Source organism: Tessaracoccus flavescens (assembly GCF_001998865.1).
Classification (GTDB): domain Bacteria; phylum Actinomycetota; class Actinomycetes; order Propionibacteriales; family Propionibacteriaceae; genus Arachnia; species Arachnia flavescens.
Genome location: NZ_CP019607.1, coordinates 457,728 through 483,521, shown reverse-complemented (window position 1 = coordinate 483,521; position 25,794 = coordinate 457,728). Strand labels below are relative to the sequence as shown.

Genomic DNA, 25,794 nt, shown 5'->3' with positions numbered 1-25,794 from the left:
TTTCCCGGCACCCCGGTGCGATAATGCGCCGGCCGGAAGGTGCGGCACGAGGCCCCGACGAGGTCGTGCGCGCCAGTCGGGCGTGGCACGGCTACGATGACATCTGCAGGCAGTTCGACCCCGGTCGACAGCGACAACGCAAAGGAATGACCACTGATGAGCGAAGCCCCCGTCAAGGTGCTGGTGTTCTCCGACGACCGGACCGTGCGCGAAGCCGTCCGTCTCGCCCTCGGCCGCCGCCTCGCGTCCGACCTGCCGGAGATCGAGGTGTTCGAGGTGGCGACCCAGGGCGCCCTCCTGCGGACCCTCGACAAAGACCAGAGCTACTCGCTGCTGATCCTCGACGGCAACGCGCAGCCCTCCGGTGGCTTCGGGCTCGCCCACCAGGTCAAGGAGGAGTACACCGACTGCGCGCCGGTGATGCTGCTCGTCACCCGTGTCGACGACGCGTGGCTCGCGTCCTGGACCCGTGCGGAGGCGGTCGCGCCGTTCCCGATCGATCCGCTCACGCTGCCCCGGCAGGCCGCAAACCTCATCCGCACCCGCCTCGCACAGGCTGTGTGATGTCGGGGTTCAGTTGGCCGGACATCCTCACCGGCCTCGTCCGCAGCGAGGGCCTCGAGGAGACCGCGGCCAGCTGGGCCCTCGGCGAGATCCTCTCCGGGCGTGCCTCGGAGGTGCAGATCGCGGCCATGCTGACCGCGCTGCGCGCCAAGGGCGAGACGGAGGACGAGATCTCCGGACTTGCGGAGGCGATGCTTGCGAAGGCGACGCCGATCTCCGTCGACCCTGACGCCGTCGACATCGTCGGCACCGGCGGCGACCGGGCGAACACAGTCAACGTCTCCACGATGGCCGCCATTGTCGCGGCGGCCGCGGGGGCGAAGGTGGTCAAGCACGGGGCGCGGGCCGCATCGTCGCAGTCCGGCACCGCAGACACCCTCGAGGCCCTCGGCGTGCGCATCGACGTCGAGCCCGAGAAGCAGGCAGGCATCCTCGACGAGGTCGGCATCGCCTTCCTGTTCGCCCAGCAGTACCACCCGACCATGAAGACGGTCGCGGGAGTGCGTAAGCAACTCGGCATCCAGACGACCTTCAACTTCCTCGGCCCTCTCGCCAACCCGGCGCGTCCGAGGGCCATGGCGCTCGGCGTCGCCAACGACGACATGGCCGCGGTGATCGCCCGAGTGCTCGCCGAGCGCGGGACGCGCGGAATGGTCTTCCGCGGCTTCGACGGCCTCGACGAACTGACCACCACCTCGTCCTCCGACGTGTGGATGATCGCCGAGGGGCGCGTGCACCGCACCGTGCTCGACCCCACCCAGCTCGACCTGCAGCCCGCGGCCCCGCACGACCTCACAGGTGGCGACGCCAACCACAATGCGGCCGTCGTGCACGAGGTGGTCAACGGCGCCAGGGGACCGGTGCGTGACATCGTCGTGCTCAACGCGGCGGCCGGACTGCTCGCCTACCGCGGCATCTCGACGGTGAAGGAACTGGTCGACCAGCTCCGCGGCCCGCTCCGCGACGCGCAACAGGCCATCGACTCGGGCGCCGCCGCACGGACGCTCGAAGCCTGGATCGCCGCTACCCGACGATAGGGGAGAGCAGGGCGGCGACGATCGGTCCGGCCCACAGCGCAGGGCCGTAGGCGAAGTGGCGCTCCCGCGCCGGATCGCGCCTGGCCCAGATGGCGTGGGCGATCGCATGGACCGCGCCGAGCGCTGTTCCGGCAAGCAGCGCCAGTGCCGCGAACTGCACGCCCGCCATGCCCGAGACGGCGCCAACGAGCAGCGCGAGCCGCACATCGCCGTAGCCGATTCCCCGTGCGAAGCGCCACACGAGATGGAAAAGGGCGAAGAGAGCCGCCGCCCCGGCGAGGGCGCCCACCCCGGAGCGCCAGTCGTGCACGGTCAGCGGGACGAGACAGGCGGCCATTGCGCCTGCCACGAGGTAGTTCAGCCGCAACGGCAGGAACGTGGTGCGCAGGTCAACCGCCACCAGCGGTAGGCCGAGCCCGAGATAGGGCACCCAGAGCCACCAGTGGGACTGCGGGGTGAGCCACAGCACCTGGCCGGCGAGAACGGCGGCCAGGGCCACCGCAAGGGTGGACTGGCCGGTCACGAGGGAGGCGAAGTCGGGGGACTCGTCGTCCTCGACGCGCACGCGCGGCACCAGCAGTCGCCACCCGAGGGTGGCGAGCACGGCGACCAGCAGCACGGCGAACAGGGCCATGGGGTGAGCGTAGGCCGCCGGACGGACGGAACCGGGCCGTCGACGCGAACTGTGGATAGTCCCACCCTATTCTGGGCAGATGCGTCACGTCAGCCAGGCCGCGGCCCGTGGCATCGCCATCCGCGCCCAAGGCCTCGACTCGTCCAGACCGGCGACGGTCGGCCCGGCGGCCCTGCGCCGCGAGATCACGCGGATGGGGGTTCTGCAGCTCGACTCGGTCAACGTCTTCGAGCGGAGCCACTACCTGCCGCTGCTCGCCCGGCTCGGCCCGTATGAGCGCTCGGCGCTCGACCGTCTGCTTCGTCATGACCAGGGCAGGGGGCTCGGCGAGTACACCGAGTACATCGCGCACGAGGCCACCGTCGTGCCCGTCGCCGACTGGCCGCTGTGGGCCTGGCACCGGGAGGCGTCCATGCGTGACGGGTTCCGGCAGTGGGGGGAGGAGAACCGGCGTCTCCTCGACGAGGTGCGCGCCGAGTTCGCCGGTCGGGGCCCGACCCGGGTGCGCGACCTCGAGCACCCCGACAACGTCTCGACTGGAGGCGGATGGTGGAACCGCAACGACGTGCACTGGGCCGCGAACTGGCTGTTCCGCAAGGGCGAGCTGGTCGTGGTGGGGAGGCAGCGGTTCGAACGCCGGTTCGGCCTCGCAGACCAGGTCCTGCCGGACCGGGCGCTCGAGGAGCTGCCGCGTGAGGAGGCGATCCATGAACTCGTGCGTCGAGCCTCCCTCGCCTACGGGATCGCGACGCTCGAGGACCTGGCCGACTATCCGCGCCTCAAGCCGGCGACGGCACGGCCCGCCCTCGAACGGCTCGTGGCGGACGGGCAACTGGAGCAGGTCAGCGTCGAGGGTTGGGACAAGCCCGCCTATCTGGCCGCCCGGACGAAGGTGCCCCGCTCGGTGACGGCTGCGGCGCTGCTATCGCCCTTCGATCCGCTCGTCTGGTTCCGGCCGAGGGGCGAGCGGCTGTTCGGCTTCCACTACCGGATCTCGATCTACACCCCGAAGGAGAAGCGCGAACACGGCTACTACGTGCTGCCCGTGCTCGTCGACGACCAGATCGTCGGCAGGATCGATCTCAAGAGCGACAGGAAGGCGGGCGTGCTGCGGGTCCAGCATGCGCACGTCGAGCCGACGCAGGTGACTCGGTCGCGGGAACTGGCGGGCAGGGTGGCGCCCCTGCTGCACGAGGCGGCAGCCTGGCAGGGGTTGAGCGAGGTCTCACTCACCGGGCCAGGCACCTGGGTCGCCGACCTCGCCCGGGTGATCTGAGCCTGGAGACGAGAAAGGGCGGCCCCCGAACGGGGCCGCCCTTCTCAGTGCGTCAGCGGATCAGCGCTGGGCCTTGGTGAACCCTGCAGCCTGTGCGGCGTCCTCCGAGTTGAACCACACCTCGGCGATCGTGCGCTCGTAGCCACCGGTGCCGGGCACGTGGTACTTCTTCGAGCGCTCGTTGCCCTTGATGGTGAAGTCGGCCGGGGGCTCCGAACCGACGTAGGAACCCTCGCCGTAGGACTCGGCAGGCTTCGCGTCGGCCTCCTCGTGCTCGACGTCCTGCTCGGTGACGAAGGTCACGTCGGGAGCGGGGCCGCCTTCGGCAGTCATGTCGGCCTGCTCCTCGAGCTCCTCCTCGGAGACGACGACCTCGTGCTCGGACGGGTTGTTGATGTCGGAGGCGAACTTTGCGGCGTTGGTGAACGTGTCGTTGTTGTTCACGTACGCCTTCGACGGCTCGTGGGCCGTCCAGCCGTCGTCCTTCGGCGCAAGGAAGTGGCGCACCGCGGCGACCGCGCCTGCGACGATGGCGCCGATGGCGAGGAACTTGGCCACCTTCTTGAACTTGCTCTTCTTCTTCACCGGCTCCAGCTCGCCCTTCAGCGCCTGGACCGCGGCCGAGCCGCGCTTCGTGGCCTCGGCGACCGCTGGATGCTCCGCGGCCTGGTGCAGCGCACCCTGCAGCTTCGGAAGCAGATCGTCGGTGACCTTGTCGCGGGCCGCGTCGACGGCTGGCGAGACCTTCTCCAGCGCGTCCTTGATGTGGGGCTCAAGGTCGTCCAGCCTGCGGGATGCGAAGTCGGCGGTGCGGACCTTCGCGTCGCGCAGAATCGGACCCGCCTGCTTCTGGGCCTCGGCCAGCAGTTCCTGGGCCTTGTCCAGGCCGTCCTTCAATGCGGTCGATGAGTACTCGGCGGCGGCGGAGGCGGTCTCCGCGGCGGCCTTCTTCAGCTCTCGTGACTTCTTCACAAGTTCCTCCCAATGTTGAGGCTCGTAATCGAGCAGACTCCACGCTACCGGGTAGTCGGTCCCCATCAAGGGCGAACGCCCGAACAGGCACCGGTGACGGCGCGGCACGGGCGGAGGTTCAGGAGACGTCCATCACCAGTTCCACCGGCGTGCCGTCCGGATCGCTCAGGTAGGCGACCCGGTTTCCCGCCCATGGGCCCGTGGCAACCGTCTGCGGCTCCGAGTTGAAGGCGAGGCTGTCCTTGAGGTCGGCATAGACCGCGTCGATGTCGTCCACGTTGAGCGCGACGTGCATCGCGCCGACATCGCGGTTGGGTCGGCTGTTGGACTGCTCGCCCTGCGGCTGCCGGTACTCCAGCAGTTCGAGCACTGCGCCCTCGCCCATCGGGAGGAAGGCGACCCGGATCACGGCGTCGTCCTCCGCGACGAGTCTGCTCAGCCAGTCGCCCTCGATGGTGAAGACCCAGTCCGGCGGAGGGGGCTGCAGGCCGAGCCTCGTGTAGAAGTCGATCGATCGTTCGAGGATCGACACGGTGATGCCGACGTGGTTGAGCAGGGGCATGGTGCGTCCTTCCGGTCAGGCGGCGCTTCGGTGCGCCTGCCCCGGCTCGACCGTGAGCCGTGGCTGATGACAGAGGTTATCTGCGCGTCTGCGACACTGGAGTGGACAACACCCGAGAAGAAGGACACACGTGAGCACTGCAACCCTGCACACCAACCGCGGCGACATCGTCATCGAGCTCTTCGCCGACCACGCGCCGAAGACGGTCGAGAACTTCGTCGGCCTCGCAGGCGGCACCAAGGAGTTCCGCGACCCGGTCACCGGCGAGCAGACCACCGCGAACTTCTACGACGGGGTCCCGTTCCACCGCGTCATCGACGGCTTCATGATCCAGGGCGGCGACCGTCGCGGCGACGGCACCGGCGAGCCCGGCTACACGTTCGCGGACGAGTTCCACCCGGACCTGTCGTTCGACCGCCCCTACCTGCTCGCCATGGCCAACCGCGGCCCGGCGACCAACGGTTCGCAGTTCTTCATCACCGTCGCGCCGACGCCGCACCTGAACCGCCGCCACACCATCTTCGGTGAGGTCAAGGACGCCGAGAGCCAGAAGGTCGTCGACGCGATCGCCACCACCAAGACGAGCTTCGGTGACCGTCCGGTCGAGCCCGTCGTGATCGAGTCGGTCACGCTGGCCTGATCGTCCCCGTAGGACCCGCCGCGCCCGAGGCCGGCGGGTCTTCTGCTGCCCGTCGGTCAGCCCGTGAGGGGAACCAGCGGCTCCGGCCCCAGCAGTTCGACGGGAAGCGCGCCCTCCGGCAGCCCGACGTTGAGCGGCCAGGCCCAGTCGCCGTCGGTATCGATCAGCCGCACCCCAGGAAGCTCGAGCCAGGCGGCGACCCGCTCGGCCTCCTCGATGCTGCAGGCGGGCAGCCCGCCGACCGGGGCGAGCACCGTCTCCGCCGACGCGGCGGCCTCCTCCGCCGCGGCGCGCGCCCGATGGCTCGGCGCCGAGGTCGCGGCGGCCAGCCGTCCGTGCCGGATCACGTGGATGTCCCACCCGCGCTCCGAGGGGATCGCGGCCACCAGTTCCCGGCAGGCGGCGAGCGAACTGATCCGGTGGTAGCGCACCGACGTGCGGTGGTAGGCGGCCAGCCGGTCGGACACCTCGCCCGCCTCCTCGTAGCGCTCCTGAGCGATCAGCTTGCGCATCCGCCCCCGCACGCTTCGCAGCACCGGCCGCACGTCTCCACGCCAGCTCGCCGCGACGCCCTCGACCATCCCTGGGTAGTCGGCGGCCCCATCGCCCAGTTCGCACGGCGCGACGCAGCGGCCCATCTCCGCGAGGGCGCAGGAGGGGCTCGGCCGACGCGCGGACAGCCGCGTGGTGCACCTGCGCAGCTTGAACGCGTCATAGAGCGTCAGCGCCGCCTCGTTGGCCGCGTCGCGGGTGCGGAACGGGCCGAAGTGCCGATCTCCTTCCCGGACCCTCGCCACCACCGAGAGCCGCGGGAACGCCTCGTCGGTGAGCTTCAGCCACCAGAGCTTGCGCTGCTGCTTCGAACGGCGGTTGTAGCGCGGCGAGAGCGACTCGATCATGCGCAGCTCCCGCACCTCTGCCTCCAGGCCGGTGGCACAGGGCACGAACTCGACGCCCGTCGCCACGCGCACCATCTCGTGGATCCGGCCGCGCTTCTCTGCCGCAGAGAAGTACGAGCGGACCCGGCGGCGCAGGTTGGTCGACTTGCCGACGTAGAGCACCTCGCGGCGCAGCGTGCCTGCGGCATCGGGGGCATCGGAGACGAAGTAGTACACGCCGGCGCACTCGGGCGCTTCGCTCGCCCACGCCCGCTTGGCCCGTCGGTCGGGGGAGACCTGCGCCGTGAACTCGATCAGGTCCTCCAGCGAGCCGACGCCGAGGTTGCCCACCCGCTCCAGCAGTCCGTGCAGCACGTCGACGGTGGCCCGTGCGTCGCTGAGCGCCCGGTGGTTGGGCTCGGTGCCCGCCCTGAAGTGGCGGGCGAGGGTGGACAGCTTGCAGTTGGGCACCTCGTCGCGCAACAGCGCGCAGCGGGCGAGGGCCACCGTGTCGACCACCGTCGGCCGCGGCCAGGTTAGACCGAGCCGCTCGTAGCCGCGGCGGAGGAAGCCGGTGTCAAAGCGGGCGTTGTGCGCGACGATCACGGCGTCGGCGGCGAACTCGGCGAACGCGGGCAGGACGACCGACACCGGTGGGGCGTCGGCCACCATCTGGTTGGTGATGCCCGTGAGGACCTGGATCATGGGCGGGATCTGCGCGGAGGGGCGCACGAGGGTCTGGAACTCGCCGAGGACCTGGCCGCCGCGCACCTTCACGGCACCGACCTCCGTGATCTCGGAGTCGGCCGCGCCGCCGGTGGTCTCGAGATCGACCACCACGAACGTCACATCGGCGAGGGGGACACCCAGCTCGTCGAAGCTCGGTTGCACGGCGGTCTTGTTCGGCATGCCCGTGACGCTACGTGTCGCCGCGGACAGTTTTGTCAGAGGTGACGGCGAGACTCCATGTCATGACCTCAATGCATGTTGACTGTGAAAGCTGCCGGGCCCGTGGGCCGGCCTGCGGGGACTGCGTGATCTCGGTGCTCCTCGGCAACCCGAGCGTCGAACTCGTCGAGCCGGAGCAGCGCGCCCTCGCCGTCTTGTCCGATGCCGGGCTGCTTCCTCCGCTGCGGCTGAGCGGTCCCCGAGAGGGTAGGAGCGAGGCCGTGTGAACGGGTTGCGTTTCGCGTTTGAGAATTGCCTGAGTGAGCCTTAGGATTCTCTCAGACTCATCCGCGATCCCTGGAGCAACTGTGAACCGAGTCCGTCTCGCCCTGGCCGCCAGCCTTGCTGTCGCAACCGTCTTCGCCGGTTCGGTCGTGGCGACCGCCGACCCGGACGCCGTCGCGAAGGCGCGCCAGGAGCTGGAGCGGATCCAGCAGGAGTCCTCGTCGGTCGACCAGGAGATCATCGAGGCCCACGACCGGGTCGCCAAGAACGAGGCGAAGCTCGCGACGCTGAAGGATGATGTCGCGGCCCAGGAGCAGAGGGTCGCAGACCTGTCCGCCCAGCTCGGCGACGTCGGCGCGCTGCAGATGCAGACCGATTCCGTCTCCCTCACCGCGCAGCTGCTCACCAGCAGCGACGCCTCCAGCTTCCTCAGCGGACTCGGCGCCCTCCAGGTCGAGGCCGACCGCTCCAACGCCGGGATCCAGCAGCTGCAGGTGGACCAGGCGAAGCTGACCACGCTGCGCGAGGACGCCGACGCGACGCAGGCCCAGCTCGAGAAGGACGCCGCGACAAAGGTCGAACTCGGCGAGGACTACGAGAAGCTCGAGGCCGACGCAGAGGCGGTCTACGACCGTCTCTCCGAGGAGGAGCGCCAGCGCCTCGCCGCCGAGCAGGCAGAACGCGAGCGCCGTGCCGCAGCCGCTCAGGCGGAGGCCGAGGCCCGCGCAGCCGAACAGGCGAGCCGCTCCCGCACCACCGCCGCAGCCCCCACCACCCAGACCGCGGGCGAGACGCCCGCCGCGGCCGATGAGCAGGCAGCCGACGACGCAGCCGAGGAGGAGGCGCCCGTCGCCAGCTCCGGTTCCGGCCGGGCACAGCAGGTCGTCGACGCAGCGCTCACCAAGGTCGGCAGCAGCTACGTGTGGGGCACCTCCGGGCCGAGCACCTTCGACTGCTCCGGCCTCACCAGCTGGGCGTACCGCCAGATCGGCGTCAACCTGACCCGCTCCTCGCGCGGCCAGTACTCCTCAGCCGGACGCAAGGTCTCGAAGTCCGAGCTGCAGCCCGGCGACCTCGTCTTCTACTACAGCCCCGTCAGCCACGTGGGCCTGTACATCGGCAACGGCAAGATCGTCGACGCCGCGAACCCGCGCAGCGGCGTGCGCGTCACGAGCCTCGACTCGATGCCGTTCACCGGCGCCCGCCGCGTGCTCGGCTGATCCACCGGCAGTCCTGACACGGCGCCCCCGCCCTTTCCGGGCGGGGGCGTCGTGCATCACCCGGCGATGAAGCGGCGCGACTCCTCGACGATCAGGTCGGCGTCGTGGTCGAGCGTGGCGACGTGGTGGCTGCGCTCCAGCGCGACGGTGCGCACGTCGCGCACCCGGGCCCCGATCAACTCGGAGCTCAGGTCGTCGACGACGTGGTCCTGCGGTGAGCGCATCAGCAGGACGGGGGAGTCGATGCGTGGAAGGTCGCGCGCGGTGAGCCGCCAGAGACGGGTCATCGTGGCAAGGCTGGTCACGGAGAAGCGCGGATAGCCGAGCTCGGTGACGCCCGGCTTCGCGATGTCGGAGGCGATGCCCTTCTGCGGGGGAAGCACGCGGTGCAGGAGCGTCGCAGGAGGCACCCTCCGGTCTCGGGTCGCGATCGCCGGGTTGACCAGCAGCACGCCCGCCACCTGGTGCGTCTCCGCGAGCCGGAGCGCGAGCGCGCCTCCCATCGAGAGGCCGGCGACGTAGACGCTTCGGCATTCGGCGGCGAGCCCGAGGTAGGCGTCCTCGACGGTGGAGAACCAGTCCCACCACCGCGTGCGGGCCAGATCGCGCCACGAGGTGCCGTGGCCGGGGAGCCGTGGCGCGACGACCCGTACCCCCGGCCAGTCGCCCTCCGGCGTGGCGAGCCCGCGCGCCCAGGGCCCGATGGACTGGACCGAGCCGGTGAACCCGTGGCTCATCACGACCCCCACCTCACCTGCCCCGATGCTCAGCGGCCGTGCCTCGGGCCAGACGGACGGGACGGGGGAGCGGAAGAGGGCTGCCATGTCTGCAGGATAGGTGCGCGGATCGCCGCACGGATAGACTGCCGCCCATGTGGTGGTACCGCTTCTTCAAGTTCACGATCTTCAGGCCGATGGTGGAGTACTCGTACAAGGCAAAGGTCTTCGGGGAGGAGAACTTCCCGAAGCAGGGAGGGGCGATCCTCGCGAGCAATCACATCGGGGCGCTCGACTCGCTCGTCGTGCCCGCGATGATGCCGCGACCGATCACCTTCCCGGCGAAGGCGGAGTTGTTCAGCGGTACGAGCATCGGCGCGAAGATCGTCGCCTGGTTCCTGAAGACCGTCAGGATGGTCCCGATGGACCGCAGCGGTGGCCGCGCCTCGGCTGACGCCCTGCAGGCGATCTCCGACGTGCTGGCCGACGGCCAGGTGATCGCGATCTACCCCGAGGGAACCCGCTCGCCCGACGGCCGGCTCTACAAGGGCAAGACTGGCATGGCCCGCATGGCGCTGACGAACAAGGTCCCCGTGATCCCCGTCGGCGTGGCGGGGACGAAGTCGGTCAAGGGACCCTTCGGCCTTCCCTGGGCGCGGCGCCCGGTCGTCTTCATCGGCAAGCCGCTCGACTTCAGCCAGTTCCACGACACGCCAGGCAACTCCAAGGTGCTGCGCTACGTGACGGACGAGACGATGGCGGCCATCCAGCAGCTGACCGGGCAGACCTACGTCGACCTCTACGCCGCGAAGGTCAAGCACGGGGAGATCACCGCCGAGCAGGCCGACGCACACGTCCTTCCCCGCCCGGGCGGAGGGGACCCCCCGGTCGTCGAGCCGAGGGCCGTGCGCACCGGTGAGTGAGCCCCACGCGTTGAGCAGGGCCTGGGGGTGGGGGCGACGGCAGCTGCTCTGGTTCCGTGACCCCAACGACCTGCTGGGGCGCGTCTACACCGTGTGTGAGATCGCGCGCGGCTTCCTCGCCCTGCACGCGGTCATCGTCAACCTGCTGATCGTCCTGCCGCGCGCAGACAACCGGATCGGCGTCGTGGCCGCCTCGCTGGCCCTGATCTACTGGCACGTGTACATCTCGCTGCGGATGCGCAGGCCATCGCGCCGCACCAAGCCGGCGCATCTCGCCGACCTCGGCGTGACCCTCACCATCATCCTCGTCACAGCCGTGACCGTCCCTCCCGGCGGGGCCCCGCTGACGCTGGCCGGCTACTGGGCCGTCGGCTGCGCGGCCTACGCGGCCATCTTCCGCAGCTACAAGTGGGGCGTCAGCTTTGCCGTCGCCACCTCCGTGGCGATGCTGATCGTGCCCCAGCACTTCGCCATGGAGCGGGTCGGGGCCGCGTTCATCACGATCCTGATCACCGCCTGCCTCGGCACGCTGGTCACCCAGTTCCGGGCCACCATGGAGGAGCAGGAGCAGGAGCGCCTGCGCAGCGCTGCCCTCGCCGAGCGTGAGCGGCTCTCCCGGCTGGTCCACGACGGCGCCCTCCAGGTGCTGGCCCTCGTCGAGCGGGAGGGGCCGTCGCTCGGCCCGCGCGGGATCCGCCTCGCTGCGCTCGCCCGGGAGTCGGAGGCGCAGCTTCGAGGGCACCTGCAGGACCGCGAGATCGTCGACGTCGAGCACAGCGAGACCATCGACCTCGCCGCGGCGCTCGACAAGTACGAGTCGGCCCGGGTGACGGTCTCGACGATGGCCTCACTGGTGATGGTACCCCGGGTCCTTGTGGACGAGGTGGAGGGTACGCTCGCCGAGATCCTGAAGAACGTGGAGAAGCACGCGGGCGAGGACGCCAAGGTGTGGATCCTGCTCGATCAGGAGCTTGACGACGAGGTGATCCTCTGGGTACGTGACAACGGGGTCGGGATGAGCGCCGCGGAGGTGCAGGAGGCGGCCGACAACGGCCGGCTCGGGATCAAGGACTCGATCGTGGGCAGGATGAGCGACATCGGGGGATCGGCGATCCTCAAGTCGTCGCCCGGTGCAGGCACGGAATGGGAGCTGCGGTTCCCGATCGAGGTCGAGGATTTGGAGGCCATGTGATGACCCAGGAACGCAAGCGACTGATGCTCGTCGACGACCACCCGATGTGGATCGACGCCCTCAGCGAGGACCTGACGGAGGTGGGCTTCGAGATCGTCGCCGTGGCCAAGAACGGCACCGAGTGCCTCGCCCGGGCGCGGGCGACGCGGCCGGAGGTCGTCGTGATGGACCTGCAGATCCCCGAGCCCGACGGAGCCACCTGCATCGAGATCCTGCTCGGCGAGTTCCCTGACATGCACGTGCTGGTGATGTCTGCCTCTGGCGAACGCGACGACGTGCTGCGGGCCATGAAGGCAGGCGCGAAGGGCTACCTCGTCAAGTCGGCGTCGAAGGAGGAGCTGATCGAGGGCGTGCAGCGCACGGCGGTCGGCGACGCCGTGTTCACCCCCGGGCTCGCAGGACTCGTGCTCGGCGAGTTCCGCCGCATGGTCAACGTCGCGCGGTCCCACAACGAGGAGGGACCGGTCCTGACAACGCGTGAGATCGAGGTGCTGCGCCGGGTCGCCAAGGGGATGGCCTACCGCGAGATCGCGGACGAGCTGTTCGTCTCGCACCGCACGGTGCAGAACCACGTGCAGAACGTGCTGCGCAAGCTGCAGTTGCACAACCGCGTCGAGCTCACCTTGTACGCCATCGACAACGGGCTGCACGACCCCAACGAGTAGGCGTTCCACGCGCACCTCACGCGGTGAGAGCCGTTGCCGCGTTGGGGTACCCTTTCGCCTATGTCGAGCATCATTTCCCGGGAAGAACTGCGCGCGCTGCCCTTCATCCAGCAGCCGTCCTACCCGGACAAGACGGCACTTGACCGCACCATCGACTCGCTCGAACGGCTCCCACCGCTGGTCTTCGCGGGGGAGTGCGACGACCTGCGCGCCAAGCTGGCCGACGTCGCGGAGGGCAGGGCCTTCCTGCTCCAGGGCGGGGACTGCGCCGAGACCTTCGAGGCAGTGACGGCCGACAACATCAAGCAGAAGCTGCTCGTGCAGCTCTCCATGGCCGTCGTGATGACCTACGCCGCGCAGGTGCCGGTGGTCAAGGTGGGCCGCATCGCGGGCCAGTACGCAAAGCCCCGCTCGAAGGACACGGAGACGCGCGGCGACGTCACCCTTCCGGCCTACCGCGGCGACGCCATCAACGGCTTCGAGTTCTCCGAGGCCGCCCGCGCGCACGACCCGCAGCGGCTGATGGACGTCTACAACTCGTCGGCGGCCACCCTCAACCTGGTGCGCGCCTTCGTCAAGGGCGGCTTCGCCAACCTGCGTGGCGTGCACACGTGGAACGCGCAGTTCGTGCGCGACTCGGCGGTCGAGCAGGAGTACGAGGAGCTCGCCTCCGAGATCGACCGCGCGCTCGCCTTCATGGTCGCCTGTGGCGTCCACGACGACTCGCTGAGCACCGTCGACTTCTACGCATCGCACGAGGCGCTGCTGCTCGAGTACGAGCGCGCCCTCACCCGCGTCGACTCCCGCTCCGAGCAGCTCTACGGCTGCTCCGGCCACATGCTGTGGATCGGCGAGCGCACCCGCCAGCTCGACGGGGCCCACGTCGAGCTGCTGCGCCGCGTCAGCAACCCGCTCGGCGTGAAGCTCGGCCCCACCACGACGGCAGACGTCGCGATCGCGCTTGCCGACCAGCTCGACCCCGACCGGATCCCCGGCCGACTCACCTTCATCACCCGCCTGGGCGCCTCGAAGGTGCGCGACGTCCTCCCCGACGTCATCGCGGGCGTCGAGGCGACCGGCAGGAAGGTGGCCTGGGTCTGTGACCCGATGCACGGCAACACCTTCGAGGCGGCCAACGGGTACAAGACGCGCTCCTTCGCCGACGTCGCGGACGAGGTCAACGGCTTCTTCGACGTGCACGAGCAGCTCGGCACGTGGCCAGGTGGCCTGCACGTCGAGCTCACCGGAGACGACGTGACCGAATGCGTCGGTGGCGTGATGAACCTCAGCGAGGCCGATCTGGCCAGCCGCTACGAGACCGTCTGCGATCCCCGGCTCAACCGGAACCAGTCGCTCGAGCTCGCCTTCACCGTCGCCCGTCGCCTCCGTTCCGGGCGCCTCGGCCGCGAGAACCCGGTGCAGGAGTTCAGGGCCAAGGAACTGTGATCGATCTTCGCAGCGACACCGTCACCCGGCCGTCGGCGGACATGCTGGCGGCCATGGCACAGGCCGAGCTCGGCGACGACGTCTACGGGGAGGACCCGAGCGTCACCGCGCTCGAGTCCGAGGTCGCCCGACGGTTCGGGCGGGAGGCGGCGCTGTTCTGCGCCACCGGGTCGCTGTCGAACCTGCTCGGCGTCTGGCTGCACACCCCGCCGGGGCGCGAGGTGCTGTGCGACTCCTACGCGCACATCGCGCGCGCCGAGATGGGCGCCCACGGCGCCCTGCACGGGGTGACGATGCGGACCTGGACCTCCCGGGCAGGCCGGCTGGTCGCCGATGACGCGCTCGCCATGCTCGCCGTCGACTGCGGCCCCTATCTCGTCGAGACGGCCTGCCTCGCGGTGGAGGACACCCACAACTTCGGTGGGGGAACCGTCCAGGCCTTCGACGAGCTCGCACGGGTCAGTGAGGGGGCGCGCGCCGCCGGCGTGAAGACCCACCTCGACGGTGCCCGCCTCCCCAACGCGATGGCCGTCAACGGCCGCACGTTCGCCGACTACGGCGCCCTCTTCGACACCGTCAGCCTGTGCCTGTCGAAGGGGCTCGGCGCCCCGGTCGGCTCGGTGCTGGTCGGCGACGGCGACGACATCGCGCGGGCACGAGTGCAGCGCAAGCGCCTCGGTGCGGGCTGGCGGCAGGCGGGCATGCTGGCTGCGGCCGGCTCCTACGCCCTCGGGCACAACGTGGGGCGGGTGGCAGAGGACCACACGTCGGCGCGCCTGCTCGCCGAGGCGATCAACGCGGCGCGGCCCGGGTCGGTCGTCGACCCCGAGACCAACATCGTGCTCATCCCAACGGCCCAGGCGCCAGCTGTCGCGGCCGAGCTGCGGGAGGCGGGGGTGCTGATCAGCGTGCTCGGCCCGACCGCACTGCGTGCGGTCACCCACCTCGATGTCACCGCGGAGCAGTGCACCTCAGCCGGTGCGCTCATCGCCTCCAGGCTGCGCTGAGGTCGGCTGCCACTCGAGCTGGGGGATCGGCCGGGGCCAGGCGCCGAGATCCTTCCAGACGAAGTCCGGCACCCTTGCGAAGAAGCCGCGCAGGAAGTGGTCCATCGCCACGATGTCGTCGGGTAGCCACTCGTCGCCGCCCTTGACCCGGATCCGCCCGTCTCCACCGATCGCGAAGTCCGGCGCACCCACCTCCATCAGGTACTCCATCTGGCGCTGGTGCAGCACCGCGTGCGCCACCCTCTCGTTCGACGACTCGATCCGGAACCGGTCGTTGAACTCCTCCCACTCGAACCGCTGGCTGCGCCCGAACCAGCCCCAGTTCGACGCGAGGTCGATGAACGGGAACGACGTGCGGAACTCGCAGAGCGTCTCCTCGTGGTGGTGGGTCGTCGTGTGGGTCCGCCCCTCGGAGTCGGTGTGCGTCGTCTGCGTCTGCCAGGTGTGGCGAAGCCGGATGAACGGCAGCCCCGCGTTGTCCGAGGTGATGATGTCGTGGGCGGCGTGTCCGGTGCCCGCGCCGCTGTGATCGATCTGGTCGAGCAGGTCGTCGTCGCGGGGCACATAGACCCAGTCGGGATGGCCGACGAAGCTGAGCTGCGGTGGCGGGGGAGGCCCCTGCCGCTCTGCCGCGGGGGAGGCGAGCAGGGCGGTGCGCGCCGTGGTGAGCGCGATCAGTGCCTGCTCGAGGCCGTCCGCGTCGGTGGGGGCGTTCAGCAGCACCAGCTTGTCGTGGTCGACCGTCAGGTCGTAACTCCTCGCGGCGGTCAGAGCCGACTCGAGTTCTGCCGCGTACGCCGCGTCGCCGGTGCGCACGGGGGCCGACTTCGGGAGCTCGGCAGGAGGCAGCGAGTGGGGGAGCGGCATCGTGAGCACGAAGCCGTAGGAGTCCCAGTTCGTGGAGCGGTAGTCGAAGGCGACGAATGGGGTCGCATCGGACGCGTTTCCAGTGACTGCCCTTGTCACCTTGCGCTCGAAGCCGACGCCGAACGGGGCGACGTTGAGGCCGTAGGCGGTCGAGATGCCGGGGCTCCCGTCATAGCTCCAGCCCTTCGCCTCCAGCGACTTCACGTACTTGTGATGCAGGTATGCCCAGATCAGCACGCAGACGAGCGCGATGCCGACGACGACGATGATGAGCGTGCCCAGACCCTCCATGACCCACCTCCGGTCTTCAGTGTGGCAGCAGGCTGGGTCGCGGGATCAGGCGACGTACAGTGTCACCTTCGTGCCGACGGCCACCTCCGTGCCCTCGGCCGGGTCCGTGCCCGTCGCGAGGTTGAGCGGGATGGCGAAGCCGGAGTCGCGCTTGACCTCCACCTTCAGGTCGAGGTCCTCGAGGGCCTTCTTCGCGTCGTCGGTCGACTTGTAGCGGACCGAGGGGATCGTGACCATCACGGGGCCGAGCGACTTGACGATCGTGACCGTGTCTCCGCGGAAGCCGCTGCCTGAGCGCGGATCCTGGCGGATGACCCGTCCCTTGTCGACGTCTGCGGAGTTCTCCTCCTTGACGTTGACCTTGAAGCCGAGGCCCTTCAACTGCTTTGCCGCCTCGTCCGCCTTCGCGCCGACGTGGTCGGGGATCCGGATCGGCTCGCGCCCCTTGGAGACGGTCAGGTCGACGGGGGTCTGCGGCTTGAGCGAGGCACCCACGTCCTGGCTCGCCGAGATCACCTGCCCCTCGGGAACCTCCTCCGAGAACGACTCGGTGACCTTGCCGAGCGCCAGGTGTGAATCGGTGAGCAGCTTCTCCGCCGCGGCCCGCTCCAGCCCGACGACCTCGACCATCGGGTACCGCTCAGGGCCGAGCGACATCACGAGCGTGACCGTCCCACCGCGCAGCAGCCGCTCGCCCGCGCCGGGATCGGTGCTGATCACCACGCCCACCGGAACCGTCTCCGAGTACTCCTCGCGGGTCGCCACCTCGAGGTCGTTCGCGGAGGCGGCCTCGCGGGCCTTCGTCTCGTTCAGGGCGGTCGCGGTCGGAACGGTGGTGAAGCGTCCCGACATCCACCACCAGGAACCGACGCCCGCGCCTGCGGTGAGCAGCAGCACGAGCAGGAGTGCGATGACGCCCCTTCGTCGCCGGTGCACCGGGTCGTGGGAGATGTGCAGTTGCGGAAACACCGGCGTGCGCTGGCTGCGCGGGGCGGCCGGTGACGGCACCGGGGAGGCCTGCACCGGCACGGGTTCCGGACGCCGCTGAGCCACCGCGACCCCCGCGGGGACGGGGGCAGGCTTCTCGGGGCGCCACTGGGGCTCGCGGTTGACGATCACCGTTTCCGGGGTGAGCGACGAGGCCGGACGCGGCCTCTCCCTCGGGCGCAGCCGTTCGGTCACCCCGTCGTCCGGGCTCGCGGGCAGGATGGCCGCGGCGAGCCGCGGATTGTCGCCGCCCGCGCCGCGCGCCAACTCGTGGCGGATCCGTCGGACGGCGGAGAGCAGTTCCTGCCCGTCCGCGATGCGCGCTCGTGGATCGCGCCTCGTCGAGGCGAGCACGAGCGTGTCGAGATAGTCGGGGATCGGCCAGTCGAACGTCTGGCCGAGTTCACCGAGCCGCTCGGAGGGCTTCTCGATGTCGACGTTCACGTGCCGGTAGGCGATCTGGTAGTTGTTCTCACCCGTGTGCGGCTTCTTGCCGGTGAGCATCTCGAACAGCACGACGCCCGCCGAGTAGATGTCGCTGCGCCCGTCGGGACGCGAATGGGTGACCAGCTCGGGCGGCAGGTAGCTGGCGGTGCCGACGAGCACGCCCGTTGCCGTCATCTGCGGCGAGCCGACCTGGCGGGCCAGCCCGAAGTCGGCGACCTTGACCTGCCCGCGCTCGGTGATCATCACGTTCTCGGGCTTGATGTCGCGGTGCACCACGCCCGCCTCGTGGGCGGCGGCCAGCGCGGCTGCGATCTGCTCGAACAGTTCGAGCGCGCGATCGGGGGGAAGCGGGGCCTCCCGGCTGATCAGGCGGCGCATCGTCTCGCCGTCGATGAACTCCATCACGATGTAGGGCTGGCCCTGCGAGCTGCCCTGGTCGAAGATGCTGACCACGTTGGGATGGCTGAGCACCGCGGCCGATCGGGCCTCCCGGTCGAACTTCGCGGCGAACTCGTCGTCCTCCCCGAGATCGCTTCGCATCACCTTCACGGCGACGACGCGCGACAACCTGAGGTCGCGCGCGCGATAGACCGTGGCCATGCCACCTCGTGCCAGCTTCGCCACGATCTCGTAGCGGTCGTCCAGCACCTGGCCGACCAACGGGTCGAAAGTGCTGTTCATGCCACTCCATGCACGGTCGGGGAAGGAGGCCGTGTGAGCCCGTCTGCCTGTCGATTGTATGCGGTGCCTGGCCATGGGCGGACCTGTGGACGCGGCGAGTCGCGGCGCGGGCCACGCCGGTATGACCCCGGGCACGCGGCGAAGACCGAGGTCCGTGGAACAAGGGCGATCCGCCGCACGCGCGACGCGTCTGCTCACTAGAGTGTTGCCAACCGCTCAGACCGATGGAGGAGCCCATGACCGCACTGGTGCCGTTGACGACGCGCCTGAGGATGGCCCGCGTGGCCGTCGTGGTGCCGCCGAAGTTCGCGGGTCCCGAGGCGGCGGATCTGGCCGCCCACGGCGCCGACCTCCTGGTGCTGTCGAAGGGCAACCGCAGCGTCGAGGAGGCCGTCGAGTCGATCCAGGTGGCGCGCAAGAGGCTCTTCTCGCTTCCGACCCTCGTCGCGGCCGACGACCTCGAGGTCGCGGCACAGGCCTCCGCCGATGTCGTCTTCCTGAAGCGGCCCGGCTGGCGTCCCTTCGGCTACCGCAGGCCGCACGAATACTCGCTCTTCGGCCGCTCCATCGACGGAGCCTCCGACCTCGACAAGATCGACGGCGACCCGTTCGTGTTCGGCTTCGTCGGGCCGGCCGTGACCGACTCGGGCGTCAACGACGAGATCGCAAGGACCGCAGCCGCCGCGCCACCGGTCGGGCTGCCCGCCGGTCCGGTGTGGTTCGCCGCCGGAGGGATCTCCAGCGTCTCCGTCCATGACGTGCTAGCCGCAGGCGCACGGCGCGTGACGGTGTCCACGTCGATCTTCCGTTCGGCCGACCCGAACGCCGAGACGCGCGCCATCGCCGACGCGGTGAAGGCGGCCTGGGACGCAGATCCCGGGGCGCAGGCCTACTCGAGCGACGCCTTCGCCGGCTGACCCCACAACCTCGGGGTCTCGCCGCGGATGACCGCGGTGACCCACCAGATCACCTCGATGGCCGCCATGCCGATGAGGCCGACGATCACGCCGAAGCCGATGGTCTGGAGATTCGACACGTCGAGGCTCAGCCAGCGCTGTGAGACCGGCAGCGCGAAGACCGTGAAGTAGAACCCGTAGGCGAACGCGACGAGCGCGGCCCTCCACCACACGTAGGGCCGGGCGACGACGCTCAGCACCCAGGTGGCCGTCATGATGAGCGTGATCAGGGTCGCCGTCGACGCCTGCGTCTGGATGTGGTCCGGCACGTCGTGCAGTCCTCGACTGCCCAGATAGGTGGTCAACGCGCCGGCTGCCACCACGATGCCGCCGGGGATCGCGACGGCGAGCGTGCGCCGCACGAAACCCGGGCGTGCCCGCTCGCGGTTCGGGGCGAGGCTCATCAGGAACGCGGGGATGCCGATCGTGAACCAGCCGACGACCGTGACGTGCAGCGGGAGGAACGGGTTCGGGATGCCGAGCAGGCCGGCCGCGAGCGCGAGGATCACCGCGTAGATCGTCTTGGTGAGGAACAGCTTCGCGACGCGCTCGATGTTGCCGATCACCCGGCGTCCCTCTGCGACGACGTGCGGCAGCGAGGCGAATTTGTCGTCGAGCAGGACGATCTGGGCGACGGCGCGGGTGGCGGACGAGCCGGAGCCCATGGCGACGCCGAGGTCGGCGTCCTTCAGCGCAAGCACGTCGTTGACGCCGTCGCCTGTCATGGCGACGCTGTGCCCGCGCGACTGCAGGGCCTCGACCATCTGACGCTTCTGCTCGGGGGTCACCCTCCCGAAGACATCGGCGTCGTCGACGATCCCGGCGAACTCGGGCCCCGGCTCGGGCAGGGTCCTCGCGTCGACGACCTCACCGATCTCGACGCCGAGCGAACGGGTCACGGCACCGACCGAGGCGGCGTTGTCGCCGGAGATGACCTTCACCTCGACGTTCTGCTCCTGGAAGTAGCGCAGCGTGTCCGCGGCATCGGTGCGCTTGACCTGGTCGAGCACCAGCAGCGCCTTCGGCACCACGGCGCCCGGCGCAGAGGCGGAGTCGACCCGCTCGGAGGCGGTCGCGAGCAGCAGCACCCGGCGCCCCGTCGAGCCGATCTCCTCGGCCCGGTCTGCGACCTCACCCTCGCACAGCACGTCTGCCGCGCCGAGCAGCCAGGTCGCGTGCTCGAACGTGACGCCGGAGAACTTCTTGGCCGAGGTGAACGGTGCCCGCGCGAGGATCGGCCACGGGCGGTCGGCCGGCTCCACGACGGCGTTGATCGCCTGCATGGAGGCGTTGGGGGTGGGATCGGCGGCCACCAGTTGCGCAAGAGCCGCTGACACCTCCGCGGGGTCGGCGTCGAGGTGGATGATCTCGCCGAGCGTCAACGCGTGCTCGGTGAGGGTGCCCGTCTTGTCCGCGCAGACGACGCTGACCCGTGCGAGGCCCTCGATGGCGGGTAGTTCCTGGACGAGGCAGTTGCGCCGACCGAGCCGGATCACGCCGAGCGCGAAGGCCATCGACGTGAGCAGGACGAGCCCCTCCGGGACCATCGGCACCAGAGCGGAGGTGGTGCGCAGGACCGCCTCCTGCCAGGTGGTGTCCGGCTGGGTGAACTGGACGACGATGTTGAGCAGGCCGACCGGGATCAGCAGCCAGGTGACGTACTTGAGGATCTTGTTGATGCCCTGCCGCAGTTCGGAGCTGACAAGCGTGAACTTGGCCGCCTGGGCCGTCAACTGCGCCGCGTAGGCGTCTGCGCCGACCTTCTCCGCGCGGTAGCGGCCCGTGCCGGAGACGACGAAGGAGCCGGAAAGGACGCGGTCGCCGGGCTCCTTGGCGAGCGCGTCCGATTCGCCGGTCAGCAGCGACTCGTCGACCTCGAGGTAGTCGGCGTCGACCACGACCCCGTCGACGACGACCTGTTCTCCCGGCGTGACGACGATCAGATCGTCGAGCACGACCTCGTCGCGCACGATCTGCCGCGCGACGCCGTCGCGGATCACCGTCGGGTGGGCCTCGCCGACCACGGCGAGGTTGTCGAGGGTCCGCTTGGCCCGCAGCTCCTGGATGATGCCGATGGTCGAGTTGACCACGATCAGCAGCCCGAAGATGCCCTGGATGAAATGGCCTGTGACGGCCACGCACATGAACAGGACGAAGAGGATCGCGTTGACGCGGGTGAGCACGTTGGCGCGGACGATGTCCAGCGTGGAGCGCCCCGACCTGGAGGGGAGAGTGTTGACCTGTCCCCGCGCGACGCGGTCGGCGACCTCCTCAGAGGTCAGGCCCTGGACGTCAACGGGCACGGTTGACGCTCCGGTCTGCCAACGCGGAGAGGGCGGTCCGACCCTCCTCAGCCATGGGGGTGTCCGCGAGCAGCCGCTGCGCGTGGTGCCAGTTGTCGGCGATCGTCGACTCGACGGAGCTCAGCGCCCCGGTCGACTCGATGATCTCCCCGGCGCGGCGCACGTCGGCGTCGGTGATGCCGGGGGCGCCGAGGATCGAGTCCAACTCGCGCGCCTGCGCCGATGATCCATTGGCGAGCGCGGTGAGCACGAGGACGGTGCGCTTACCCTCGTGGATGTCGCCGCCGAAGGGCTTCCCGGTGACCGCCGGGTCGCCGTAGACGCCGAGCACGTCGTCGCGCAGCTGGAACGCCCGGCCGACGACCGAGCCGAACTCCCCGAGCGTCGCAAGTAGTGTCTCGTCCGCCCCGGCGAGGCTCGCCCCGATCTGGGCGGGGCGGCGGATCGAGTAGCGCGCCGACTTGAACTCGAGCACACGACGGGCCACCTCGAGCTCGTCGGCGAAGCTGGCCTCGTCCGCCACGTCGTACTGCGCGCTGACGTCGAGGAACTGGCCGGCGGTGACCTCCGAGCGCATGGCGTTGAGCAGCCCGCGGGTGCGCTCGAGTCCCGGCGCGCCCGAGGCGTCGGCCAGCTCAAGGCTCCACATCAACAGCAGGTCGCCGAGCAGGATCGCGGCGGACGTGCCGAACTCGGCGCCGTCGCCTCGGCCCGACCGGGCGCCGTGGAACTGTTCGAAACGCCTGTGGGCGGCAGGAAGGCCGCGTCGGGTGTCGGCGTCGTCGATCAGGTCGTCGTGGACGAGCGCGCTGACGTGCAGCAGATCGAGCGAGGAGGCAACGGCGAGCAGCGAGGAGTCGTCCTCGGGCAGTCCCGCGGCAGCCACGTAGCTCCAGTAGCAGTAGGCGGGTCGCAGCCGCTTGCCCCCTTCGGTGGCGATCCTGGCCACGTTCAGCAGCTCGGGCACGCCGACCTCGGCGATCAGAGGCGCCTGGGCGTCGAGGAAACCGGCGATGGTTTCGCTGATCGCGGACAGGAAATCGTCGTTCAGCGGAGCGGTGGGATCAAGCGAGCGTCTCACGTGGGCAGCCTAGTGGAGCAGTGCAACGGACTCCCTATTGTGGGGGCATGCTTCGCACCGATCCGAGTCCGGCGACCGTCGGCGACCTCCTCGCCTCGGCCCATGGTCCCCTCTTCTCGTTCGAGTTCTTCCCCCCGAGGTCTGAGGAAGAGGAGCCCATCTTGTGGCGCGCCGTCGACGCGCTCGCTCCGCTGGCCCCTGACTTCGTGTCTGTCACCTATGGGGCCAACGGGTCGCGCCGCGACCGCACCATCCGGGCGACGCGCTGGATCGCGGAGTCGGGAGGGCCGTTGACGGTGGGGCACCTCACCTGCGTCGACCAGTCGAAGGCCGATATCGCGGAGGCGCTCGACGCCTACCGGGAGGCAGGGGTGACCAACATCCTCGCCATCCGCGGCGACATGCCGGGCGGAGGGGAATGGGAGGCCCATCCCGACGGCCTCGGCAACGCGACCGAACTGGTGCGCTTCATCCGGGAGCAGGGGGACTTCTGCGTCGGTGTCGCGGCCTTCCCGAACCCACACGAGACGAGCGACGACGTCGACCTCGACGCAAGGATCCTCACCCAGAAGGTCGAGGCGGGAGCCGAGTTCGCGATCACACAGCTGTTCTTCGACGCCGGACGCTACGGCGAGCTCGTGGAGCGGATGCGCGCGCTCGGCTGCACCGTCCCGATCATCCCCGGCATCATGCCGCTGACGGTGATCACCCAGATCGAGCGCTTCGCCGACCTGTCCGGGCGTGCCCTCCCCGAGGGTTTCGTCTCCCGGCTGCGCGCAGCAGGGTCGAAGGAGGAGGTCCGCGAGATCGGTCTCAACGCCGCCCTGCAGCTGTGCCGCGACCTGCTCGCCGCAGGCGCCCCCGGCCTGCAGTTCTTCACCCAGAACCGGTCGAAGGCCACCCGCGAGGTGCTGGCGAGGCTGAAGGACGAGCTCTGAGCCTCAGCTGAGCAGCCCGCGCCACTCGGAGGTGTCGACGTCGAGGGTGACCAGCCGCTGCGTCGCCCTCGTCAGCGCCACGTACAGCACGCGGACGCCGCCGGGCGCCTCCTCGATGATCCGGTCGGGTGCCACCACGACGACGCCGTCGTACTCGAGGCCCTTCGCCTGCAGCGCCGTCACGACGATCAGCCGGTCCTCGAAGGCGCGCAGCCGCTCATCGCCCATCACTAACAGCTGGACCTCGCGCAGCAGGGACGGGGGACAGATGACGCCGATCGTGCCGCTGACCTTCCCCGCGAGATCGAGGAGTTCGGTGCGCAGGGCCGCATGCAGGTCGTCGCTGCCGGTGGCGGTCAGCTTCGGTTCGATGCCGGTGGAGCGCACCGCGCGCGGAAGTTCCGCGTCCGGGTAGACCTTCGTGATCACCCGCGCGGCGAGGTCGAACACCTCGCTGGGGGAGCGGTAGTTGGTGCTCATCGTGAACGTGCGGCGCTGGGCGCGCCCGATCAGTTCGTCGAGGGCCTTGCGGGTCTCGTCCGGGAACGGGTACGAACTCTGCGCCGGGTCACCGACGATCGTCCACGACGACTGCGGCCCGCGCCTGCGCAGCATCCGCCACTGCATGGGCGTCACGTCCTGTCCCTCGTCGACGAGGATGTGCGCGTAGGTCGTCTGCGGATCGTCCTCGACGTCGCGGGTGCGCTCGAAGCGCAGCAGGTCGGCGGTGGTCAGCACCTCCGCGACGTCGCCGCCCTCGATGAAGACGTCGAGCTCCTGGTCGGGGTCCTCAGGCATGGGGCCGAGAATGGAGACGAGTTCGTCGAGCAGCGCGATGTCGGCGACCGACCAGCCGGAGACCTCGTCCGCGTCTCCCTCGGAGCCGCGCAGCCAGGCGTAGGAGTCGCTCAGCGCGCGCCGCTCGTCGCCGTCGAGGTCCTTGGCCACCCGCGCGGTGAGCTGCGGATCGCTGAGCCGGGCGAGCACCCGGGTCGCGCTGAGCGCAGGCCACCAGGCGTTCATGAACATGGCGAGGCTCGCGTGCTCGCGGATCCGTTCGTCGAGTTCCTCCGGCGAGATCTCGATGTCGTCGGGGAACTTGTCCTTCAGGGCGGAGATGACGAGCTTCAGGGCCAGTTCGCGGCCGCGGTTCAGCTTGGTCTGGGCGAGCACCTGGTCGCGGATCCGGCCGAGCTCGGCCGCGTCGAGGCCCAGCACCTCTCCCTTGACGGTGACCCGCACCCGCAGCGCCTCCGGATGGTCGATCAGAGGGGTGCGCACCAGCCGGCGCAGCACCCCGACCATCGACAGGCTGCCCTTGACGGTGGCCGCCTCCGCGGCGTCCATCCGTTCGCTCGACATGCCGAGCACGTCGCTGGCGACGCTGCCGATGGCCTTGAGGGTCACGGAGTCCTCGCCGAGGCTCGGCAGCACGCGCTCGATGTAGTTCATGAACACGTTGGACGGCCCGACGACGAGCACGCCGCCGCGCTCGAGGCGGGCCCGGTTGGTGTAGAGCAGGTACGCGGCGCGGTGCAGAGCCACCACGGTCTTGCCCGTGCCGGGGCCGCCCGCGATGATCGTGACGCCCTGGTAAGGGGCGCGGATCGCCTCGTCCTGTTCGCCCTGGATGGTGGCAACGATGTCGCGCATGGTGCGGCCCCGGGCGCGGGTCAGCGCCGCCATGAGGGCTCCCTCGCCGATGATCGGGAGGGCCGAGTCGGTCGACGAGTCGAGCAGATCGTCCTCCAGCCCGATCACCTTGTCGTCGCGGCAGCGCAGCACGCGGCGTCGGATCACCCCCATCGGCTCGGCCGGGGTGGCGCGGTAGAACGGCTCGGCGGCCGGGGCGCGCCAGTCGATCACGAGGGGCTCGTAGTCCTCGTCGCGCACCCCGATGCGCCCGATGTAGCGCGCCTCGTCGTCGGTGAGGTCGATCCTGCCGAAGACGAGACCCTCGTGCTCGGCGTCGAGGACCGCGAGCCGGCGGGCGGCCTGGTAGGCGAAGGCGTCGCGCTCGAACAGCGCGGTGCTGTCCTCCTCGCGCGTGTAGCCGATGCGGTCGGAGCGGTAGATGTCACGGCCCTGTTCGGCGAGCGACTTCGCGCTTGCCGTCGCGACGTTGAGGTTGTCGTAGACCCGGTCGACGTGGGCCTGTTCGAGGGCGATCTCGCGTTCCAGTTGCTCGCGCGAATTAGTCAAGACCTTCATCCCTTGTGGTGAGACAGACAGTCAAGCCTACTACTGCCGCGGGCAGGACGCGTGCACGTGGACCGACCCCGGTTCGTGGTTCTCCGAGGGCGTAGGGCAGAGTGGGTGGCAGAGCAGTCGCCGACCG

23 protein-coding genes are annotated in these 25,794 nt (G+C 69.9%); 13 read left to right on the top strand and 10 right to left on the bottom strand.

The features are described 5' to 3' along the window. Nucleotides 1-156: 156 nt before the first annotated feature. The gene (locus tag BW733_RS02330) at nucleotides 157-564 is read left to right on the top strand and encodes a DNA-binding transcriptional response regulator (RefSeq protein WP_179947135.1); all 408 of its coding nucleotides are present in this window, start codon (nucleotides 157-159) and stop codon (nucleotides 562-564) included. Next, on the top strand, nucleotides 564-1,601 hold the full coding sequence (gene trpD / locus BW733_RS02325; protein WP_077347548.1) for an anthranilate phosphoribosyltransferase: 1,038 nt from the start codon (nucleotides 564-566) through the stop codon (nucleotides 1,599-1,601). Before BW733_RS02330 ends, trpD begins: the two co-directional genes overlap by 1 nt. Here trpD and BW733_RS02320 read toward each other — a convergent pair. Then, the gene (locus tag BW733_RS02320) at nucleotides 1,588-2,235 is read right to left on the bottom strand and encodes a prepilin peptidase (protein ID WP_077347546.1); all 648 of its coding nucleotides are present in this window, start codon (nucleotides 2,233-2,235) and stop codon (nucleotides 1,588-1,590) included. The genes trpD and BW733_RS02320 overlap by 14 nt on opposite strands. Before the next feature lie 79 nt (nucleotides 2,236-2,314). Here BW733_RS02320 and BW733_RS02315 point away from each other — a divergent pair, with 79 nt between their 5' ends. Beyond that, entirely contained in the window at nucleotides 2,315-3,511 is a 1,197-nt protein-coding gene (locus BW733_RS02315) for a winged helix-turn-helix domain-containing protein (RefSeq protein ID WP_077347544.1), read from the top strand. 60 nt (nucleotides 3,512-3,571) lie between these two features. Here the strand turns inward: BW733_RS02315 and BW733_RS19855 are convergent, their stop codons facing one another. Beyond that, on the bottom strand, nucleotides 3,572-4,483 hold the full coding sequence (locus BW733_RS19855; protein WP_077347542.1) for a sunset domain-containing protein: 912 nt from the start codon (nucleotides 4,481-4,483) through the stop codon (nucleotides 3,572-3,574). A 118-nt stretch (nucleotides 4,484-4,601) separates the two neighbouring features. Then, nucleotides 4,602-5,045, bottom strand: a complete 444-nt coding sequence (locus tag BW733_RS02305) for a VOC family protein (RefSeq protein WP_077347540.1) — start codon at nucleotides 5,043-5,045, stop codon at nucleotides 4,602-4,604. A gap of 130 nt (nucleotides 5,046-5,175) precedes the next feature. Between BW733_RS02305 and BW733_RS02300 the strand changes: the two genes are divergently transcribed. Continuing rightward, nucleotides 5,176-5,685, top strand: a complete 510-nt coding sequence (locus tag BW733_RS02300) for a peptidylprolyl isomerase (RefSeq protein ID WP_077347538.1) — start codon at nucleotides 5,176-5,178, stop codon at nucleotides 5,683-5,685. A 56-nt stretch (nucleotides 5,686-5,741) separates the two neighbouring features. Here the strand turns inward: BW733_RS02300 and BW733_RS02295 are convergent, their stop codons facing one another. Continuing rightward, a complete protein-coding gene (locus tag BW733_RS02295) occupies nucleotides 5,742-7,472 on the bottom strand; it encodes a DEDD exonuclease domain-containing protein (RefSeq protein WP_077347536.1) in 1,731 nt (576 codons plus the stop codon). Between the two features lie 125 nt (nucleotides 7,473-7,597). On the opposite strand from BW733_RS02295, the gene BW733_RS02290 reads away from it, so the two are divergent. After that, entirely contained in the window at nucleotides 7,598-7,738 is a 141-nt protein-coding gene (locus BW733_RS02290) for a hypothetical protein (RefSeq protein ID WP_237268275.1), read from the top strand. A gap of 81 nt (nucleotides 7,739-7,819) precedes the next feature. After that, entirely contained in the window at nucleotides 7,820-8,956 is a 1,137-nt protein-coding gene (locus BW733_RS02285) for a C40 family peptidase (RefSeq protein ID WP_077347534.1), read from the top strand. Between the two features lie 56 nt (nucleotides 8,957-9,012). Here BW733_RS02285 and BW733_RS02280 read toward each other — a convergent pair whose 3' ends face one another. Continuing rightward, nucleotides 9,013-9,780 (bottom strand): alpha/beta hydrolase, encoded by a 768-nt coding sequence (locus BW733_RS02280; protein ID WP_077347532.1) that lies wholly within the window; start codon nucleotides 9,778-9,780, stop codon nucleotides 9,013-9,015. Nucleotides 9,781-9,827: 47 nt separating this feature from the next. Between BW733_RS02280 and BW733_RS02275 the strand changes: the two genes are divergently transcribed. From BW733_RS02275 to BW733_RS02255, 5 genes are read left to right on the top strand one after another with little or no spacing between them, the layout of a single operon-like run. Then, a complete protein-coding gene (locus BW733_RS02275; protein WP_077347530.1) occupies nucleotides 9,828-10,595 on the top strand; it encodes a lysophospholipid acyltransferase family protein in 768 nt (255 codons plus the stop codon). Next, nucleotides 10,588-11,787: a sensor histidine kinase gene (locus tag BW733_RS02270; protein WP_077347528.1), complete on the top strand. Its 1,200-nt coding sequence runs from the start codon at nucleotides 10,588-10,590 to the stop codon at nucleotides 11,785-11,787. The genes BW733_RS02275 and BW733_RS02270 overlap by 8 nt, the downstream gene beginning before the upstream one ends. Next, a complete protein-coding gene (locus BW733_RS02265) occupies nucleotides 11,787-12,452 on the top strand; it encodes a response regulator (RefSeq protein WP_077347526.1) in 666 nt (221 codons plus the stop codon). Before BW733_RS02270 ends, BW733_RS02265 begins: the two co-directional genes overlap by 1 nt. Nucleotides 12,453-12,512: 60 nt before the next feature. Continuing rightward, nucleotides 12,513-13,898: a class II 3-deoxy-7-phosphoheptulonate synthase gene (locus BW733_RS02260; protein WP_077347524.1), complete on the top strand. Its 1,386-nt coding sequence runs from the start codon at nucleotides 12,513-12,515 to the stop codon at nucleotides 13,896-13,898. Continuing rightward, nucleotides 13,895-14,905 (top strand): threonine aldolase family protein, encoded by a 1,011-nt coding sequence (locus BW733_RS02255; RefSeq protein ID WP_077347522.1) that lies wholly within the window; start codon nucleotides 13,895-13,897, stop codon nucleotides 14,903-14,905. Before BW733_RS02260 ends, BW733_RS02255 begins: the two co-directional genes overlap by 4 nt. Here BW733_RS02255 and BW733_RS02250 read toward each other — a convergent pair. Together BW733_RS02250 and pknB are read right to left on the bottom strand one after the other, a co-directional pair. Next, nucleotides 14,870-16,063 carry a hypothetical protein gene (locus tag BW733_RS02250; protein WP_077347520.1) on the bottom strand — a complete coding sequence of 398 codons (1,194 nt, stop codon included), beginning with the start codon at nucleotides 16,061-16,063 and terminating at the stop codon, nucleotides 14,870-14,872. The genes BW733_RS02255 and BW733_RS02250 overlap by 36 nt on opposite strands. 45 nt (nucleotides 16,064-16,108) lie before the next feature. Beyond that, nucleotides 16,109-18,178, bottom strand: coding sequence for a Stk1 family PASTA domain-containing Ser/Thr kinase (gene pknB / locus BW733_RS02245; protein ID WP_161490106.1), 2,070 nt, complete (start codon nucleotides 18,176-18,178; stop codon nucleotides 16,109-16,111). 236 nt (nucleotides 18,179-18,414) lie between these two features. Here pknB and BW733_RS02240 point away from each other — a divergent pair, with 236 nt between their 5' ends. Next, nucleotides 18,415-19,095 carry a thiamine phosphate synthase gene (locus BW733_RS02240; protein ID WP_077347516.1) on the top strand — a complete coding sequence of 227 codons (681 nt, stop codon included), beginning with the start codon at nucleotides 18,415-18,417 and terminating at the stop codon, nucleotides 19,093-19,095. Here the strand turns inward: BW733_RS02240 and BW733_RS02235 are convergent. Next, nucleotides 19,068-21,437 (bottom strand): HAD-IC family P-type ATPase, encoded by a 2,370-nt coding sequence (locus BW733_RS02235; RefSeq protein WP_077347514.1) that lies wholly within the window; start codon nucleotides 21,435-21,437, stop codon nucleotides 19,068-19,070. The two genes, BW733_RS02240 and BW733_RS02235, sit on opposite strands and share 28 nt — an antisense overlap. After that, on the bottom strand, nucleotides 21,427-22,518 hold the full coding sequence (locus BW733_RS02230) for a polyprenyl synthetase family protein (RefSeq protein ID WP_077347512.1): 1,092 nt from the start codon (nucleotides 22,516-22,518) through the stop codon (nucleotides 21,427-21,429). The genes BW733_RS02235 and BW733_RS02230 overlap by 11 nt, the downstream gene beginning before the upstream one ends. Nucleotides 22,519-22,565: 47 nt before the next feature. On the opposite strand from BW733_RS02230, the gene BW733_RS02225 reads away from it, so the two are divergent. After that, complete coding sequence (locus tag BW733_RS02225) at nucleotides 22,566-23,456, top strand: methylenetetrahydrofolate reductase (RefSeq protein ID WP_077347511.1); 891 nt, start codon at nucleotides 22,566-22,568, stop codon at nucleotides 23,454-23,456. A gap of 3 nt (nucleotides 23,457-23,459) precedes the next feature. Here BW733_RS02225 and BW733_RS02220 read toward each other — a convergent pair whose 3' ends face one another. Beyond that, nucleotides 23,460-25,637 carry a HelD family protein gene (locus BW733_RS02220; RefSeq protein ID WP_179947149.1) on the bottom strand — a complete coding sequence of 726 codons (2,178 nt, stop codon included), beginning with the start codon at nucleotides 25,635-25,637 and terminating at the stop codon, nucleotides 23,460-23,462. Nucleotides 25,638-25,794: the final 157 nt, after the last annotated feature.

Bases quoted from the DNA above. Each gene is read 5' to 3' on its own strand.
- BW733_RS02320 (WP_077347546.1), bottom strand. From the start codon at position 2,235: ATGGCCCTGTTCGCCGTGCTGCTGGTCGCCGTGCTCGCCACCCTCGGG.
- BW733_RS02330 (WP_179947135.1), top strand. From the start codon at position 157: ATGAGCGAAGCCCCCGTCAAGGTGCTGGTGTTCTCCGACGACCGGACC.
- trpD (WP_077347548.1), top strand. From the start codon at position 564: ATGTCGGGGTTCAGTTGGCCGGACATCCTCACCGGCCTCGTCCGCAGC.
- BW733_RS02250 (WP_077347520.1), bottom strand. From the start codon at position 16,063: ATGGAGGGTCTGGGCACGCTCATCATCGTCGTCGTCGGCATCGCGCTC.
- BW733_RS02265 (WP_077347526.1), top strand. From the start codon at position 11,787: ATGACCCAGGAACGCAAGCGACTGATGCTCGTCGACGACCACCCGATG.
- BW733_RS02305 (WP_077347540.1), bottom strand. From the start codon at position 5,045: ATGCCCCTGCTCAACCACGTCGGCATCACCGTGTCGATCCTCGAACGA.
- BW733_RS02275 (WP_077347530.1), top strand. From the start codon at position 9,828: ATGTGGTGGTACCGCTTCTTCAAGTTCACGATCTTCAGGCCGATGGTG.
- BW733_RS02260 (WP_077347524.1), top strand. From the start codon at position 12,513: ATGTCGAGCATCATTTCCCGGGAAGAACTGCGCGCGCTGCCCTTCATC.
- pknB (WP_161490106.1), bottom strand. From the start codon at position 18,178: ATGAACAGCACTTTCGACCCGTTGGTCGGCCAGGTGCTGGACGACCGC.
- BW733_RS02225 (WP_077347511.1), top strand. From the start codon at position 22,566: ATGCTTCGCACCGATCCGAGTCCGGCGACCGTCGGCGACCTCCTCGCC.
- BW733_RS02240 (WP_077347516.1), top strand. From the start codon at position 18,415: ATGACCGCACTGGTGCCGTTGACGACGCGCCTGAGGATGGCCCGCGTG.
- BW733_RS02315 (WP_077347544.1), top strand. From the start codon at position 2,315: ATGCGTCACGTCAGCCAGGCCGCGGCCCGTGGCATCGCCATCCGCGCC.
- BW733_RS02295 (WP_077347536.1), bottom strand. From the start codon at position 7,472: ATGCCGAACAAGACCGCCGTGCAACCGAGCTTCGACGAGCTGGGTGTC.
- BW733_RS02280 (WP_077347532.1), bottom strand. From the start codon at position 9,780: ATGGCAGCCCTCTTCCGCTCCCCCGTCCCGTCCGTCTGGCCCGAGGCA.